Genomic DNA, 16,664 nt, shown 5'->3' on the forward strand with positions numbered 1-16,664 from the left:
CAGACTTAGTAAAGCAATGATCTGAGTATTCGATCATATTTAAAGTTTAGTTTTTGTAAGTACTAAAAATGTCTTTATTCAATTTTTAAAATATATAAATTTGTGACAGGAGTGAGATTTTTATTATTAATTTGGCTTTTTTTTACCCCGATTTTAATTTACACGTTACACTTTCATAAAAATGTAATACTTAGTCATAATAATGAAAACTTATTCGATAGCTTAAGAGATAAATTGGAATGTCACGTAAAGTACTAGTCGTAGACGACGAAGCGCCTATCAGAGAGATGCTTGTTTTTGTATTAGAGCAAAATGGATTTCAGGCAATTGAAGCTGAAGATTATGATTCTGCTATTGCTGCAATGGTTGAGCCTTACCCTGATATGGTATTGCTTGATTGGATGTTGCCTGGCGGAAGCGGTATTCAAATTGCTAAAAAGTTTAAGCAAAACGAACACACGCGCCAAATACCTATTATTATGCTTACAGCTCGCGGTGAAGAAGAAGACAAAGTACGCGGCTTAGAAGTAGGCGCTGACGACTACGTAACTAAACCGTTTTCGCCAAAAGAATTAATGGCGCGTATTAAAGCGGTTATTCGTCGTGTGTCGCCAACCTCTTTAGAAGAAGCAATTGAAGTGCATGGCTTACGCTTAGATCCTATTTCTCATCGTGTTACTTCTGAAGGAAATGAGCTTGATATGGGCCCTACAGAGTTTAGGCTCCTTCACTTTTTCATGACTCACCCTGAACGGGTTTACAGCCGTGAACAATTGTTAGATCATGTGTGGGGAACCAATGTGTATGTGGAAGACCGTACTGTTGATGTTCATATTCGCCGTTTACGCAAAGCAATTGGCCCGTTAGGACACGATCGTTTGGTTCAGACCGTGCGTGGTGCAGGGTACCGTTTTTCAAGTAAACTATAACCTACTTAAACACCAGCTTAGTTTTATACGTGTATAACTACTCTAAGGTAAAGTGAGTGTATGTATCGAGTTGTTAATAAGCAGGCGTTAATAAAACGTCTGTTTATCTATTTTTTACCCTTACTATTAATTGGTGTGCTAGTTGGCGCACCTTTTTTGCTTTTATTTTTAGGCTCTTTTTCACTTCTTGTTTGGCATTATCATCAATTATACCGTTTAAGCGATTGGCTTTTAAATCAGCGCAGTTTTAACCCCCCTGAAGGCGAAGGTGCATGGGAGCAAGTGTTTGAAGGCATTTACCACCTGCAACACCGTAACCGTAAAAAACGAAATGAATTGGCCGATTTAATTAGGCGTTTTCGTGATGGGGCCGAAGCAGTACCCGATGCTGTTATTGTGCTTCAAACCGATTTAAGCATTGTGTGGTGTAATCAGCTGGCGCTTAAGGTATTAGGGCTGCAGTGGCCTACCGATCATGGGCAGCGCTTAGATAACTTGATACGCGAACCTAAATTTGCCAAATATATGCACAAAGGTGATTTTGACGAAGCACTAGAACTTGATAATGGCCATGCTATTGAACAAGTGCTTGAGTTTAGGGTAATGCCCTATGCAACGACGCAGTTAATGGTTGTGGTGCGCGACGTAACCCGTTTAAAGCAGCTTGAACAAATGCGCAAAGACTTTGTTGCCAATGTATCGCATGAGCTGCGAACGCCGCTTACGGTGGTTACAGGTTACCTTGAAATGATGGACAGCGACAACTTACCGCCTCCTGCAATGTGGAATAAAGCACAATCTACCATGCTTGAGCAGTGTAAACGTATGGACAGTTTGGTCAGCCAGTTATTATCACTTTCCCGAATAGAAGGTTCGCGCCGACAAGATAACGATAAAGCAATTAATGTACCTCAGTTACTTGGTTATATTCAAACAGAAGCCCAGTCTATTAATCAAGACAAAGGCCACGAATTACTATTTGATATAGATAATACACTCGACATAAAAGGCTCTGAAGATGAGCTGCGTAGTGCGTTTTCTAATTTAGTTTTTAACGCTATTCATTACACTAAACCCGGCGGAAAAATACAGGTTAGCTGGCTTCGTAAAAATAATACCGCTTGTTTTACTGTTGTTGATAACGGTGATGGCATTGCTGCAGAACATATTAATCGACTGACTGAGCGGTTTTATCGTGTGGATAAAGCACGAAGCAGAACCACAGGTGGGTCTGGTTTAGGCTTGGCAATTACAAAACATGTGTTAACACGCCACGATAGTAAATTAAATATCACCAGTGAAGTTGGAAAGGGTTCTTGTTTTTCTTTTTGTTTTTCAATAGATAAGGTCGTTGAACCCCAAAATAAACAACAAGTTTTGGCAAAGTCATAAAAGTGTCATTTAAGAGTCATATCATTGTCATGTACTCACTTTAGAGTGGGCAGCAGTTAGAAAATGGGACGAACAAATCGGAGAACCCACATGAAATTTAAAAATTTAGTTGCCGCAATGGGTGTGGCTGTTACAACTTTCGTATCTGCTCAAGCAGTGGCTTTAGATCAAGACATTCCTGAGTATCAAAAAATCAGCGGCGTATCAGGCAACTTTTCATCAGTAGGTTCTGACACTTTAGCTAACATGATGACGTTTTGGGCTGAAGAGTACAAACGTATTTACCCAAATGTAAACATTCAAATTCAAGCGGCAGGTTCTTCTACAGCGCCTCCAGCATTAACCGAAGGTACTGCTAACCTAGGTCCAATGAGCCGCGCAATGAAATCAAAAGAAATCGAAGCGTTTGAAAAACGTTACGGTTACAAGCCAACAGCAGTTCGCGTAGCTATTGATGCACTTGCTGTTTATGTACACAAAGATAACCCAATTGAAGGTCTTCGTATTGACCAAGTTGACGCTATTTTCTCATCAACTCGCAAGTGTGGTGCGTCAGAGCAAGTTAACCGTTGGAGCGATGTAGGCCTTGAAGGTAGCTGGGCAGCACGCGACATTCAATTATACGGACGTAACTCTGTATCAGGTACTTACGGTTACTTTAAGAAAAAAGCACTGTGTAAAGGTGACTTCCGTAATAACGTAAATGAACAGCCGGGTTCTGCATCTGTAGTACAATCAATTTCGTCTTCACTGAACGCAATTGGCTACTCAGGTATTGGTTACAAAACGTCAGGTGTACGTACTGTTCCATTATCTAAAAAAGGCACTAACTTTGTAGATGCAACACTTGATAACGTTGCGCAAGGTAAATACCCACTTTCTCGCTTTTTATACGTGTACGTTAACAAGCACCCAAATAAAGCCTTGTCTCCGATGGAAGCTGAATTCTTAAAAATGATTCTTTCAAAAGACGGTCAACAAATTGTAGAAAAAGATGGTTATGTTCCTCTTTCTGCAAAGCTAGTTGAAGTAGAGCTTAAAAAGCTAGGTTTAAAATAATAAACCTAAGCAATAAAAAAACCGCTCATTGAGCGGTTTTTTTTTGCTTAAAATTAAACATTTTAGGGAATTAAATACCACCTAACTTTTCAGCACGTGCTTTACATTGGTTGTATGTTTCTACACATTTAGCAGAACATATTTGTTGCTTAAGCCCTTCAGCTGTTGTTTGTTGCTCGCAGGTGCTTTCGCAGCGAAAGTTTTGTTGAGCACATTGGTTCATCTCGGCATTTTCAACATGGTTTTGACAACCGGCTAAAACAGCTAAAGTGAGCGCAACCACGCTTGTTTTTATTAATATATGCATTTTTAATCCTTAAAGTAAGCTCAATAAATTAAATATCGACCTGCATGTTGTCAATTAATCTCACAGAGCCTAAAAAGGCGGCGGCTAAAATAACAAAATGGTTATCATCGAGTGTAGCAGTTTTTAAGGTATCTCGTTGAGCTATCTCAAAATAGTCTGGCTTTAAGCCTGCTTGCTCTAGGCTTTGCTTAGCATGTGTTTTAAGCGAAGTGAAATCTTTATTACCTAGCTTAAGCTGCTCTGCACACTGGCCTAGCGCTTTAAATAAAGCGGTTGCTGTTGTTTTTTGCTCTGCTGATAAGTAGCCATTTCGTGAACTCATAGCAAGCCCTGATACTTCTCGCATGGTGGGTACACCAATAATTTCAACAGGCATAGATAGGTCGCGAGCCATCGTTTTAATCACTTGCAGTTGCTGAAAGTCTTTTTCACCAAAGCAAGCGTAGTCAGGTTGCACTAGGTTAAATAGCTTAGTCACAACAGTTGCAACGCCTTTAAAGTGCCCTGGGCGCGAACCACCACAGTAACCAAGCGACACGCCAGGTACGTCAACAAAGCTTTGCTCACCAAGCCCATTTGGATAAATTGTGCTTACACTTGGTGTAAATACAATATCAGTGCCTAACTCTGCTAGGCCTTGTTTGTCCTCTGATAATGTACGTGGGTAGTTATCTAAATCTTCGTTAGCGCCAAATTGCATTGGGTTTACAAAAATACTAACAACCACTTTATCAGCTAAAGTTTTTGCTTTTTCAACGAGTGAAAAGTGTCCTCGGTGTAAATTGCCCATTGTTGGTACAAACGCAACACTCAAGCCCGCTTGTCGCCATGCTTTAATTTGACTACGTAAAGATTTAATTTCAGTAATTGACTGCATTATTTAAACTCATGTTCAGCACTTGGAAAAGCGCCACTTTTTACATCGGTACAATATTTTTGAACGGCCGCTGGCATGTTGCCAGTTTCTAATAAAAAGTTTTTTGAAAATTTTGGAATATAACCTGCCGAAATACCCACTAGGTCGTGCATTACTAATATTTGACCGTCGGTCACATTACCAGCACCAATGCCAATGGTTGGAATACTAAGCGCATCAGTAATACGTTTTGCCAATGCACTCGGGATACACTCAAGTACTAATAATTGTGCGCCAGCGGCTTCCAGTGCTTTTGCATCATCAATCATTTTTTGTGCTTTGTCTTCTTCGCGGCCTTGGATTTTAAAGCCGCCAAATACGTGCACAGATTGAGGGGTAAGGCCTAAGTGCCCACACACAGGAATACCTTGTTGAGTAAGCGCTTTAATACTGTCGTAAAGCCATTCGCCACCTTCAAGTTTAACCATGTTTGCACCAGCGCGCATAAGTTCTGCGGCATTTTTACACGTGTCGTTAACGCTTGAATATGTCATAAATGGCATGTCAGCAATAACAAATAATTCACGGCTTCCTGCACGCACACAGCGCGTATGGTAAGCAATATCTTGGTTGGTTACGCCAAGCGTATCATCACCGCCTTGCAGCACCATACCTAATGAATCACCGACTAAAATAACGTTAACGCCATTATCATGAAATAACTTTGCAAAGCTTGCATCGTAAGCAGTTAATGCTGTGATTTTGTTATTTTCTGCTTTCATTTTATTTAAAGTAGAAACGGTTATTTTAGACATAATATTCCTCGCAGGCACAAGCCTTGGTTAATTACAGAGGTAATTGTTGTAAGTCGTTTAGCGGTAAATTAGTTGCAATGGTTTTTAGTGCAATGCCGCTGGGTAAAATAAGTTCTGGCGCAAGTTCAAGCAGTGGATACACCACAAACTCGCGTTCGTTCAAGCCATAATGGGGCACAGTTAAGCGTGCAGTATTAATAATTTTATTACCAAATAAAAGGGTATCTATGTCTAGCGTTCGAGGACCCCAACGTTCGGCTTTTCTAACACGGCCGTGCTCTAGTTCAATTTTTTGTGTTAAATCAAGTAGCTGTTCTGGTTCAAGATGGGTATTAATACATGCAACTGCGTTAATGTAGTCGGGTTGGTCTTGCGGTCCCATGGGTTTACTTGCGTAATAGTGAGACACGCTTACAAACTCGCTATGCGGCAGTTTTTTAAGTGCCGCAATCGCGTTATCAAGCTGTTGTTTAGGCGAACTTAAGTTAGCACCTAACCCTAAATAAACACAGTTCATGTTATTACTCAGCTGGCTTTCTTGGTGCGCGGCGGCGAGAGCGTTTACGCGGCTTTGGACCACCTTGATGACCTAAGTTTTTAACCATGTCTTTTTGACCGTTAATATCTTGGCTAAGGTATTGAGTCCACCACTGTGCAAGTTCTTTATGCTCAGTTTCACCCGCATCAACGCGCAATAATAAAAAGTCGTAAGCGGCTTTAAAGCGCGGTTGTTGTGTTAACCTGTACGCACGTTGGCCTGCACGTTTATCTAAACGGTGCTGGATATGCCAAATATCGCGCGCACCCAACGTAAAGCGTTTTGGAACTGCAATATGTTGTGCGCTTTCGCTAAGTACTTTATTCATTGCTTGTGCAAAGGCATCGTACTCACTAAGTTGTTCTTCGGCTTGAAGCTTTTTGGTTATTGCTAAAAGTGGGAACCATAATAGCGCGGCAAAAATAAATGCAGGCGTTACTTTTTTATCTGCATTTATGCGTTTATCGGTATTTTGAAACATTTGCTGAACAAAGGCTTGTTCTAAACCATTTGGGTTGGCTTCTAAAATTTTATCTAGCGCAGGAAATAATGCACGGAAAAGCCCGTACTGGCGAAGCATTAAAAAGTTAGCTTCAGCTTTACCGTTTAAAAACAGTTTAAGTACTTCTTCAAACAAACGCGCCGGTGGAATGTTATCAAGTAAGCTGGCAAGCTCGCTGATCGGCTTTTCGCTATTTGGCGCAATGCTCATATCAAGCTTTGTTGCAAATCGTACTGCGCGTAACATACGCACTGGATCTTCACGGTAGCGTGTTTCAGGATCGCCAATAAGCTCTATTTGTTTTGCTTTAATAGCGGCTAAACCATTGGCGTAATCATGAATGCTAAAATCGTTAATTGAGTAATACAGCGCGTTAATTGAAAAATCACGGCGCTCAGCATCTTCTTCAATGCTACCAAATACGTTGTCGCGTAATAATTGCCCTTCAGTACTTGATTGGCTTATTTGGTTTTTAGACTCAGGCGCTTCGTGATGACCGCGCATGGTTGCCACTTCAATAATTTCACGGCCAAATACAATGTGCGCTAAACGAAAACGGCGACCAATTAATCTACAGTTTCTAAAAAGCTTTTTAACTTGGTCGGGCGTTGCGTTAGTGACTACATCAAAGTCTTTAGGTTGTTGACCTAACAATATATCGCGAATACAACCACCAACGAGGTAGGCATCAAAGCCACCGTCTTTTAATCGGTATAAAACTTTGATTGCATTTGGGCTAAATTGTTTACGAGAAATACCATGCTCACCGCGCGTGATTACTAATGGTTCGCTGCTTACAGAGGCATTTTCAGCACTCGTATTTGGGCCGATTATCTGTCGGCAAAATTGAAAAAGCTTGGAAATAATAATCCGTCTCCTAGAAGGTGTTGATTGGCCTTTCATCGCAATCAAAAATAACCGCAAATAGTGGTGTTAAACCCCAATACTCACCGTCTTACTCAAATAGCACATATTTAGGCGGCTATCATATACCAGCAGGGTTTAAAAATTAAGTTGATGTGTTGAAATTAAGCTGTTTTTAACGATTTTATTTACACAGTTTAGTAAATTGCTTGGCTTAACTTGTTTGCTACTGAGAAATTTGTATTTCAGCGACTTGCGGCACTTGCTTTAACTCAAAGGTATTTACGCCCCATTCAATGAGTTGCTCAGTAGTTAAATCCATTAAATTGGCATGAGTTGGCAAGCCTAAAAATTCAAAGGCACTTATCAATGCGGGTTTTGGCTCGGCTTTACTAATTGCAGGAGCGTAGTTTTGTTTAGATAGCTTAAAACCGGGCTTGGCAACGGCTAAAGGTAAGTGAGCAAACTCAGGAATAGGGTGATTAAGTTGTTTAAATAAACTGATTTGCCGTGCTGTTGGCTCAATTAAATCGGCGCCTCTAACAATCCTATTTATGCCTTGATCAATATCGTCCACAACAACCACTAATTGGTAGGCGAATAAGCCATCACTGCGCTTTATTATATAATCTTCGTGTGCCAGCTCGCTACTAACACAAATATCACCTTGAATCAGATCGTTAAAGTGTGTGGTTGCATGGCATTGTGTTAATCGTAGTGCGCCTGTATCGGTTGGGTGTCCAAGGTTTTTACACTGGCCTTGGTAAATTCCACCCAATGCTTTTATTTGTTTTCGGCTACAGTGGCAAGCATAAACACATTGTTGATTTTCAAGGGAGCTGACTACGTCTTGGTATAAATCGAGCCGCTTAGTTTGATAAACAACTGATTCATCCCAGTGGAGGCAATAGGCTTGTAAGGTATTTAGAATATCGGTGTCGGCATTTTTCACCACTCGAGTGGTGTCTATATCCTCGATACGGACGAGCCAAGACCCTTTATTTGCTTTTGCATCAAGGTAACTGCCCACAGCCGCAACAAGTGAGCCAAAATGAAGTGGCCCAGAAGGAGACGGTGCAAAACGACCGCGATAGTTGCGCATAGGCGCAGTAACGGCTGCAGGTGGCATGCTAATTAATAGGGTTAATTAGCCGCGTCCAGCTTGTTTTTCTTTAATTTCTGCAAGTGTTTTACAGTCTACGCATAAATCAGCAGTTGGTCGCGCTTCTAGGCGGCGAATGCCAATTTCGATGCCACAAGACTCACAAAAGCCAAAATCATCTTCTTTAATTAAAATAATTGTTTTTTCAATTTTTTTAATTAATTTACGTTCGCGGTCACGAGTTCGAAGTTCTAAAGAAAACTCTTCTTCTTGTGCAGCGCGGTCAACTGGGTCAGGAAAGTTAGCAGCTTCGTCTTGCATATGCGATTTTGTACGATCAACTTCGTTACGTAAATCGTTACGCCAAGTTTCTAAAATCGTTTTGAAATGAGCACGTTGTGCTTCATTCATATACTCTTCGCCTGGTTTTTCTTGGTATGGTTCTAAACCGGCTTGAGCCAATAAACCATGTTTCTTTTGGTCTGGCATAACTCTCTCCTAAATCCTTAATTTAATGCCTCAGCATTAGCCGGCGGTATAAATAACAGAAACTTATACCCTAGGCAAATTTATTTTTAATTATTCGAATTAGCTTCAACCATGCTTTGCGAGTAAAAAGTGCGTTAAATGAGGGTGCTTATTTAACTAACTTACTGGTTTGTAAAACTTGCCTTTATATGGGGGCAAAACTTTAAAAAACAAGTTTAACTCTGGAATTGATTTTTATTGCTTCAATCTTTTCATCGCGTTGTTTGTTCTAATTACAATTACTGAGCTTAATGATTGGGTTATACATTAAGCTACAAATGCTATTTTTTTATGAAGAACGACTTCGTTTGCGCAAATAAGTGCTTTATAAGCGATAACTTCAACACCGCCATCGATGGCTTGTTGTAAAAGCGCTGCGTATTTTTCATCAATATGCGCCGCCGCGCTGACAATATTAATCCCCTCATGCAAAACAGCGAACAGTAGTACGGCGCGATGGCCTAATTCGACCACTTCAATAAGTTCGCGAAGGTGCTTTTGTCCACGCAGTGTTTGTGCATCCGGAAAATAACCTTGGCCGCTGTGTGGATCATCTTGGCTTATTAAAGTGACCGATTTAACTTCAACGTAGCAGCTTGGTTTGTTTGGGGTTGTGAGTAAAAAGTCGATTCGGCTATTTTCACTGCCGTATTTAACTTCACTTTGAAGTTGCTCATAGCCTGTTAGTTCATCAATCACTTTATGATTTATCGCTTCTTCTACTACTTTATTGGCTACCGCTGTATTAACACATATTAATTGCCCTAAATTGTTTTTGGTCAGCTCTAATGAATGTGGATATTTTCGTTTTGCGTTATCGCTGGTTGAATAAAAAGCAGTAAAACCTGGTTCGGCGCAGCCGGTCATTTTTCCGGTGTTGGCACAATGGGCGGTAAACTCAGCGCCATTGTTAAGTTTTAAATCAGCTAAAAAGCGCTTGTAGCGTTTTAATAGTGTGGCTGATTGCAGTGCAGGTGTGTACTTCATGGTTGTGTCCAATGCGGTTAAATAGTGTGATAGGGGTTATTTATCTCAAGCTGTTGGGAACTTAGGCGCACTATAGTAAACTCAACAGCACATTTAAGTGCAAGGATATTCTAACATGAGTGAAAAATTTGTTGTTCAACTAAGCGAACACGCAGCACCGAGTCATTGGGGCGAAAGCGCAACGTTGTCTTTTAACGAGCGTGGCGCAACCGTTCATTTATCTGAGCAAGAAACATTAAAAAATGTTCAAAAAGCAGCGCGTACAATTGCTAATCAAGGTGTTAAGCATGTTGAGCTTGCGGGCGACACGTGGTGCACAGAAAGCCAATGGGCTTTTTACCAAGGCTTTGTAACACCAAAATTGTTAAATGGTGTTGAATTTGTTGATAACGCACAGTCAGATCTTAAAGAACTTGCGCATTTAAAAGGCTCAGCAACATGGGCGCGTGAAATGGTTAATGGCACCGCAGATGATATATATCCTGAAAGCCTTGCTGAAAAAGCAGCTGAGTTTATTCAATCGCTTGCGCCAGAGCACGTAAGCTATCAAATAATTAAAGGCGATGCGTTATTAGAGCAGCAATGGATTGGTATTCATGCTGTTGGTCGCGGAAGTGTTCGTCCTCCGGTATTGTTAGAGCTTGATTACAACCCAACAGGCGATGATAACGCACCCGTTAGTGCAGCCCTTGTGGGTAAAGGCATTACGTTTGATTCGGGCGGTTATTCAATTAAATCGAGCGAAGGCATGCTAGGGATGAAGTGCGATATGGGCGGTGCTGCAACAGTAACGGCTGGTTTAGCACTTGCTATTAATCGTGGCATTGAAAAGCGCATTAAATTATTCTTATGTTGTGCTGAGAACTTAATTTCTGGCCACGCTTACAAATTAGGCGATATTCTTACTTACAAAAATGGCACAACCGTTGAAATTGTAAATACTGATGCAGAAGGGCGTTTAGTGCTTGCCGATGGCTTAATGGCTGCGGGTGAAACAGGCGCACCTTTAATTATTGATGCTGCAACATTAACGGGGGCGGCGTTGGTTGCTGTTGGTCAAGAATACAATGCGTTGTTTGCACTAGATAAAGAGCTAGCGCGTGAGGTTGAAGGTTTTGCATCTCAAGAAATGGAAGCAGCTTGGCCATTACCACTTGAAAAGTGGCACCAACAAAACTGCCCATCACCTTATGCTGATACGGCTAACAGCCGAGCGCAAAAAGGGGGCGGCTATGGTGGTGCGTCAAATGCTGCAGGCTTTTTATCACGCTTTGTGCCAAACGATGGCCAAGGTTGGGTACACATTGATTTAGCTGCTGCTTTTAACATGGGTAGCACGAGCCAATGGGCTGCAGGCGCAACAACACAAGGTATGCGCACGGTTGCTCGTACGTTGCTAGAAAAAGCATAATATTAACTAAGTTAGGCTTTTTATATTAAAATTAGGCACCGTTTGGTGCCTTTTTTGATCTACAAGCAAGCAATTTTATTTAATTTACGGTAAAATCCATCGCCAATACCTGTTTGAGTGGCTAAGTTGGTTTTACTCTAAACTACGCTCAAATATAATATCCACCACTGGGGTTTCTAACTATGTCAGATAAGTGCTATATCACAGCTCAACAGTTACTTGAAGATTCATTCCGCGTAGCGGCACAAGTATACAAAGACGGCTTTCGTCCTGATTTTATTATAGGTATTTGGCGAGGTGGTGCACCAATTGGTATTGCTGTGCAAGAATATTACGATTACAAAGGTATTGAAACTGACCACATTGCAGTGCGTACATCGTCTTATTACGGTATTGGCCAGCAATCAAAAGAAATTAAAGTACATGGTTTACATTACATTGTAGAAAACGCTAATGCGGGTGATTCTCTGCTTATTGTTGATGATGTATTTGACTCAGGGCGCAGTATTGTTGCACTGAAAGAAAAGCTTTCAGAACTAATGCGCTTAAATTTACCGCGCGATATTCGAATTGCTTGCCCATACTACAAACCAAAAAATTCAAAAGTAGATACCGTGCCTGATTACTACATTCATGAGTCGGAAGAATGGTTAGTATTCCCGCATGAATTGTCGGGTTTAACACCAGATGAAATTATTGAAGGTAAATCTGACTTAGTGAAAATTCACGATATTTTGTTAGAAGACTAATACAACGAGTGCATCAAATGCATATTTAGCCTTAAGAACGTGTTATTTGTTTTTAGGGCAATAAAAAAGGCCTTAATTGGCCTTTTTTTGTGAGCTTAAAGTTGTGCAAAGCTGTCTACATATTCACTAAGCATTGGAATATCGACCGCTTGTAAACCAGTAGTGCTTCTTTGCACTAGGCCTTTTTCTACTAACTCTGTTACAACACGCCTGTAAGCTCGCTCAGTGGTTGCAAAACGTTCTGCCTCTGCATTTACCGTTGGGTAGGCTCTAAGTAGTGTAGGGTTGTTATTCTCGGCTCTCAGCAGGCAATCTTTAGCTATATTGTAGCTAAGTGGTAGTAATAACTTATCTAAGTTGATTTTTTGATTTTCTTGAAACTTAGCAGCAATAGTTTGTGCTGTGTATAAACTTAGCTCTGGTTTTTCGAGCAATAATGCACGCCAATGCCTTAATTCAATCAGGTTGTAAGTCACATCACTAAAACACGTTACCGTATAAATACACGGATTGTTGTTAAGTGCTTCTATTTCACCTATCAGGGTATTATTACAATCCAGTTGTCCTAGCAGCAGGCGTCGTCCGTTTCCTACGTCATAACTAAATGACACAGTGCCGCTGCGCACAAGCACAAGCTTGCTTAAAGGCTGATCTTGATGGATCAGCACTTCTTTTTTTGATTGTTGATAACTACTACCTGCAAAGGTTAATAGCTGTTCAACAAGATAACTAGAAAAATGGTATTGAAACATCAATATGCTCTTCGGACATTTGTCCTATTTATTATGTTTTAATGACGGTAGCATTAACACATTAAGAATTTACGCTAACTTGCTACTAATACTTTTAGCTTTGCTATGGGTATTATTTTACCTTCATTTCCCGTGTAATGATTTAAGAATTTGTTGGTTTTTTTGCCGGCAAACTTTTTCAGGTTTTTAAGCAAGTTAGCTTTTTATTTACGTATGTCACTTCGCTTAATTATTAATATAAGAGAGCTACTCTCTTACTAGCCAATTATTTTTCAAAATCTAAATAACGCTCATAATTAAGCAAAGTGCTATTACTTTGCAATACTTACAACTGTAATAAGTTAGCATTAGTGTAATGCTAACCCAAAGGTTAGGAGAGAACAATTGAGTTGGGAATATTTAGGCTATATTGCGTCAGCTTTATTGGTTGCATCACTCACTATGACCGATGTAGTAAAGCTTCGTTGGTACAACATGTTAGGGTGTATTGTGTTTACGGCTTACGGTGTAGCCATTGGTGCTGTTCCCGTTGTTTTTACCAACGCGTTACTGGCATTGGTTAACTTGTATCACATTATAAAATTATACCGTCAGCCAAAAGCTGTTCAGCCAGAGGCACAGCAGCCAAAAAGCTAAATGATATGGTTTGTATAAAAAAAGGGTTAACTTGCGTTAACCTTTTTTTGTTTATTTAGTATCACTCTCTTTTTTATCGAATCGCTTCATACCGGCAATCCATGTTTGTAGCACCTGGGTTTTGTATATATCTTCAACGGGTACTTTAAAGTAATCTTTATCCACTAAAATAAAGTCGGCCCATTTACCTTGCTCTAAGCTCCCTATTTTAAACTCTTGATGCGCAGCATAAGCACCGCCCAGTGTAAATGCACGTAGTGCATCTTCGCGGCTTAGTACTTCGCTTGGACGCCAGCCGTTTTCAGGCAGTTTGTTATGATCCATTCGCGTTATTGCTGAATATAAACCATCAAACGGGTTTGCAAGCTCTACAGGGTAGTCAGAACCCGCAGCAACCACTGAACCTTGTTGTAAAAATGTTTGCCATGCGTATGCAAAGCTAAGTTGCTTCTCAGTTAGGCGCTGCTCGGCCATATGCATGTCAGATGTTGCATGTACAGGTTGCATAGACGGAATAATTTTTAGTGCTTTAAATCGAGGAATATCGTCTGGCGTTACTATTTGTGCGTGCTCAATTCGGTTGCGCAGTAAAATACCGCCTGTTTTTTTAAACACATTTTCGTAAGCGTCTAAAACCACACGATTGGCTTTGTCACCAATGGCATGGGTGTTGGCGGTAAAGCCATTTTTAAAGCTTTGGGTAAATAGTGCTTCGAGTTTCTCTTGGGTTTCAAGCATTAAACCATGATGGCCAGCACGGTCGGCATAATCTTCAATAAGCGCTGCGCCACGCGAGCCTAATGCACCATCGGCATACACTTTAACACTGCGAATTTCCATAAAATCGTAATTATCGTGATATGGCCCCGCTTTTAACATCGCTGGTAAATCTGGGCTAGCACCACTTAGCATTGCCACAATACGCAGAGGTAAATTACCTTGATCGCCGCGTTCTTTGTACACTTCCCATGTGGCTTTATCTATGCCAGCGTCGTGAGTAGAAGTAATACCTAAGCTTAATAAGTGCTTTCCTGCGGCATCTAGCGAGTTGCTAATATCTTGTTTTGAAGGGGCTGGCATGTGCTGAACAATTAACGACTCAGCTTTATCAACAAAAATACCGGTAGGGTGACCAAATTCATCTTTTATTACTTCACCGCCTTTTGGCGATTTTGTATCGGTGTTAATGCCCGCAAGCTCAAGCGCTTTTGAGTTAACCCAAATTGCATGGCTATCAACACGAGATAAAACAACCGGACGATCGCTTACTACTTTGTCTAAATCTTTAGCGGTAGGAAAGCGCGTATCTGGCCATAGCTCTTGGTTCCATCCTCGGCCAATGATCCAACCTTGTTTGCCTTGCGCAAATTGCTTTAGTTTATTTGTAACGTCATCAACAGACTTAGCGCCGCGTACATCAAGTTGCGATAAGTTATCTCCTAGCCCAATAACGTGGCCGTGAGCATCAATTAAGCCGGGCATTAATGTGTTGCCTTCTGCGTTTATTAATTTGGCATCTGGAAAGCTTTCTTTTAGTGTGTCGCCGCCTACTTTTACAACTTTGCCATCTTTTATAACTAAAGTACTAAATTGCTGAAGTTCACCTTTTTGCATTTTGCCTTTATAAAGCGGGGTGTAGCCATTAGCATTATAAATAACTTTGGTTTGTGCAATAGCAAAGCTAGAGCCCGCACAAAGGCTGGCAAGCACAAGTGGTTTAAGTAATTTTTTGAGTAACATAGGGCACTGTTTTGTTATTTTTAGTGCAATAACACTAGCAAACCCTTTTTTAGAATACCAATAGGATGCGATAAGCTCGTAAATTAGACAGTTAAAGCTAAGCTGGTTGCTTAGCTATTAAATTAATTAAGTTAGAAAGGTTACCTATAGTTAGGGCTACTTACTGGCATATAAATGGTATTCGCTCAGTGTTAGCCGGCCGTCTTTATCTTGGTCGTAACGAATAAACTTAGACCACAAGGCGGGGTCTATTGAGGCTTCAGAACGCGTTAAAAAACCGTCTTTATTTCTATCTATTTTTTTAAACCGATTGTTAATACTGTCACTTGCGGCAAAGCTGGATGCACTAAATACAGTGAGAGTGCACACAATAAATAAGTGTATGGGGTTCATTAAAATACTCAGTAAAGATTGTTAGTAAGATAGTTTTTAAATTCAATTAATGAAATTTGTTTGTCTTGATTTTTATCCCACATTATAAACGTGCTAAGTAACTGTGGCTGGCGCTCTAATTCGTTATGGGTAAGGTAACCGCTTTTATTTGTATCAAGGTGATCAAAGCGTTGTTTTACATCAAGTGCTAAGGCATTAAAACTTAACAGCAATGCCGTGGTGGTTACAAAGCAACGTATCTTCATGGTAGTCCTTCCAAAAGGGTAATTAAGTTGTATTTAATAACGAGGTATAAAGCTTGATAAGATAAAGCACTTGCCATAATTTAACTCCCAACATTAAATCCTTTTACACACTCCCTCAGGGATTATGGCAAATGCTTTAGTACACTTTACAAGTTAAAAGCTTAAGCAAAACTTAACCTGTTACGGCTTAAAGTTTTCAAACTCTGCTTTAGAGATCATCTCGTCGTTGTCTTCGTCTAAATCGGTAAACTGTCTAAGTAGCTCTTTATCCTGCTTAGCTTCAACAAACGAGATACTGCCGTCCATGTTTGTATCTAAGTGTGCAAATCGCACAGCCGAAGGAGAGGCCAACACTGTTGCACTAATAGCTAAAAATAATAATAAAAACGCGGCAATAAGTTGTTTCATAATTTCATTCCTTTTGAAGTTGAATTATTGAATAAATTTACTAAATTCATTTAGCGACAGTTGGCCACTTTGGTCTGTGTCTATTTGTGCAAAGTTTTCCTTAAGCACAGCATCCATTTGGGCCTCGGCTTCGCTTAACAAGCCGTTATTATCCTTATCTAGCGCATCAAACGTAGCCTCAACGTCCATAGCATATGCGTCTGTATTAACTAAACCTAATGCAAGTAATGTTGAAAAAACCAAAGCTTTTGCTCTCATGAGTATTTCCTTATTAAATTCATTTGTCATACCTATTAACAAAAAGGGTGCCATGTTTTGTTTTTGTTTATTTTCAATGATTTACGTTTTATTGCTTGAAAGGGGAGGTAAAAATTACACTTTATGTGTGTAATTTTGTATGAGTACAGCAACAGAGTTTGAGGTGTTTTTTATGATGTTAACTAAATCAATA

At 40.3% G+C, this 16,664-nt stretch carries 20 protein-coding genes; 6 read left to right on the forward strand and 14 right to left on the reverse strand.

Annotated elements, in window-relative coordinates; translation table 11 throughout:
• Window positions 1–239: 239 nt before the first annotated feature.
• The 3 genes from phoB to MTP24_RS03375 all read left to right on the forward strand — a co-directional run bounded on the left by phoB (window position 240) and on the right by MTP24_RS03375 (window position 3,380).
• The gene (phoB, locus tag MTP24_RS03365; protein WP_006791869.1) at window positions 240–929 is read left to right on the forward strand and encodes a phosphate regulon transcriptional regulator PhoB; all 690 of its coding nucleotides are present in this window, start codon (window positions 240–242) and stop codon (window positions 927–929) included.
• A gap of 60 nt (window positions 930–989) precedes the next feature.
• Window positions 990–2,321, forward strand: coding sequence for a phosphate regulon sensor histidine kinase PhoR (gene phoR, locus MTP24_RS03370; RefSeq protein ID WP_138740513.1), 1,332 nt, complete (start codon window positions 990–992; stop codon window positions 2,319–2,321).
• Window positions 2,322–2,411: 90 nt separating this feature from the next.
• Complete coding sequence (locus MTP24_RS03375; protein WP_006791871.1) at window positions 2,412–3,380, forward strand: phosphate ABC transporter substrate-binding protein; 969 nt, start codon at window positions 2,412–2,414, stop codon at window positions 3,378–3,380.
• Window positions 3,381–3,450: 70 nt separating this feature from the next.
• Here the strand turns inward: MTP24_RS03375 and MTP24_RS03380 are convergent, their stop codons facing one another.
• The 8 genes from MTP24_RS03380 to sfsA form a co-directional block, all read right to left on the reverse strand.
• Window positions 3,451–3,687 (reverse strand): hypothetical protein, encoded by a 237-nt coding sequence (locus tag MTP24_RS03380; protein ID WP_008130942.1) that lies wholly within the window; start codon window positions 3,685–3,687, stop codon window positions 3,451–3,453.
• 28 nt (window positions 3,688–3,715) lie between these two features.
• Window positions 3,716–4,564 (reverse strand): pantoate--beta-alanine ligase, encoded by an 849-nt coding sequence (gene panC / locus MTP24_RS03385; RefSeq protein ID WP_008130945.1) that lies wholly within the window; start codon window positions 4,562–4,564, stop codon window positions 3,716–3,718.
• Window positions 4,564–5,358 carry a 3-methyl-2-oxobutanoate hydroxymethyltransferase gene (gene panB, locus MTP24_RS03390; protein WP_006791874.1) on the reverse strand — a complete coding sequence of 265 codons (795 nt, stop codon included), beginning with the start codon at window positions 5,356–5,358 and terminating at the stop codon, window positions 4,564–4,566. The genes panC and panB overlap by 1 nt, the downstream gene beginning before the upstream one ends.
• 31 nt (window positions 5,359–5,389) lie before the next feature.
• Complete coding sequence (folK, locus tag MTP24_RS03395) at window positions 5,390–5,875, reverse strand: 2-amino-4-hydroxy-6-hydroxymethyldihydropteridine diphosphokinase (RefSeq protein WP_008130948.1); 486 nt, start codon at window positions 5,873–5,875, stop codon at window positions 5,390–5,392.
• A 4-nt stretch (window positions 5,876–5,879) separates the two neighbouring features.
• A complete protein-coding gene (gene pcnB, locus MTP24_RS03400; protein WP_008130950.1) occupies window positions 5,880–7,301 on the reverse strand; it encodes a polynucleotide adenylyltransferase PcnB in 1,422 nt (473 codons plus the stop codon).
• A gap of 187 nt (window positions 7,302–7,488) precedes the next feature.
• Window positions 7,489–8,391 (reverse strand): tRNA glutamyl-Q(34) synthetase GluQRS, encoded by a 903-nt coding sequence (gene gluQRS, locus MTP24_RS03405; RefSeq protein WP_008130954.1) that lies wholly within the window; start codon window positions 8,389–8,391, stop codon window positions 7,489–7,491.
• 18 nt (window positions 8,392–8,409) lie between these two features.
• A complete protein-coding gene (gene dksA / locus MTP24_RS03410) occupies window positions 8,410–8,853 on the reverse strand; it encodes an RNA polymerase-binding protein DksA (RefSeq protein WP_006791878.1) in 444 nt (147 codons plus the stop codon).
• Window positions 8,854–9,159: 306 nt separating this feature from the next.
• The gene (sfsA, locus tag MTP24_RS03415) at window positions 9,160–9,879 is read right to left on the reverse strand and encodes a DNA/RNA nuclease SfsA (protein ID WP_138740512.1); all 720 of its coding nucleotides are present in this window, start codon (window positions 9,877–9,879) and stop codon (window positions 9,160–9,162) included.
• A 115-nt stretch (window positions 9,880–9,994) separates the two neighbouring features.
• On the opposite strand from sfsA, the gene pepB reads away from it, so the two are divergent.
• Together pepB and MTP24_RS03425 are read left to right on the forward strand one after the other, a co-directional pair.
• Entirely contained in the window at window positions 9,995–11,290 is a 1,296-nt protein-coding gene (gene pepB / locus MTP24_RS03420; protein ID WP_008130960.1) for an aminopeptidase PepB, read from the forward strand.
• Between the two features lie 182 nt (window positions 11,291–11,472).
• Window positions 11,473–12,039, forward strand: coding sequence for a phosphoribosyltransferase family protein (locus MTP24_RS03425; RefSeq protein WP_006791881.1), 567 nt, complete (start codon window positions 11,473–11,475; stop codon window positions 12,037–12,039).
• 95 nt (window positions 12,040–12,134) lie between these two features.
• Here MTP24_RS03425 and MTP24_RS03430 read toward each other — a convergent pair whose 3' ends face one another.
• Entirely contained in the window at window positions 12,135–12,791 is a 657-nt protein-coding gene (locus MTP24_RS03430; protein WP_008130963.1) for a Crp/Fnr family transcriptional regulator, read from the reverse strand.
• 384 nt (window positions 12,792–13,175) lie between these two features.
• On the opposite strand from MTP24_RS03430, the gene MTP24_RS03435 reads away from it, so the two are divergent.
• On the forward strand, window positions 13,176–13,427 hold the full coding sequence (locus tag MTP24_RS03435) for a YgjV family protein (RefSeq protein WP_008130966.1): 252 nt from the start codon (window positions 13,176–13,178) through the stop codon (window positions 13,425–13,427).
• Window positions 13,428–13,478: 51 nt separating this feature from the next.
• On the opposite strand, the gene MTP24_RS03440 is transcribed toward MTP24_RS03435, so the two are convergent.
• The 5 genes from MTP24_RS03440 to MTP24_RS03460 form a co-directional block, all read right to left on the reverse strand.
• Window positions 13,479–15,167: an amidohydrolase gene (locus tag MTP24_RS03440; RefSeq protein ID WP_243532783.1), complete on the reverse strand. Its 1,689-nt coding sequence runs from the start codon at window positions 15,165–15,167 to the stop codon at window positions 13,479–13,481.
• A gap of 156 nt (window positions 15,168–15,323) precedes the next feature.
• A complete protein-coding gene (locus tag MTP24_RS03445) occupies window positions 15,324–15,560 on the reverse strand; it encodes an EF-hand domain-containing protein (RefSeq protein WP_243532784.1) in 237 nt (78 codons plus the stop codon).
• Between the two features lie 8 nt (window positions 15,561–15,568).
• Window positions 15,569–15,805, reverse strand: coding sequence for an EF-hand domain-containing protein (locus MTP24_RS03450; RefSeq protein WP_243532785.1), 237 nt, complete (start codon window positions 15,803–15,805; stop codon window positions 15,569–15,571).
• Between the two features lie 180 nt (window positions 15,806–15,985).
• Window positions 15,986–16,213, reverse strand: a complete 228-nt coding sequence (locus tag MTP24_RS03455; RefSeq protein WP_008130972.1) for a hypothetical protein — start codon at window positions 16,211–16,213, stop codon at window positions 15,986–15,988.
• A 24-nt stretch (window positions 16,214–16,237) separates the two neighbouring features.
• Window positions 16,238–16,471: a cag pathogenicity island protein Cag25 gene (locus MTP24_RS03460; RefSeq protein ID WP_039036466.1), complete on the reverse strand. Its 234-nt coding sequence runs from the start codon at window positions 16,469–16,471 to the stop codon at window positions 16,238–16,240.
• Window positions 16,472–16,664: the final 193 nt, after the last annotated feature.

The organism is Pseudoalteromonas sp. APM04 (genome assembly GCF_022809815.1).
Classification (GTDB): domain Bacteria; phylum Pseudomonadota; class Gammaproteobacteria; order Enterobacterales; family Alteromonadaceae; genus Pseudoalteromonas; species Pseudoalteromonas marina.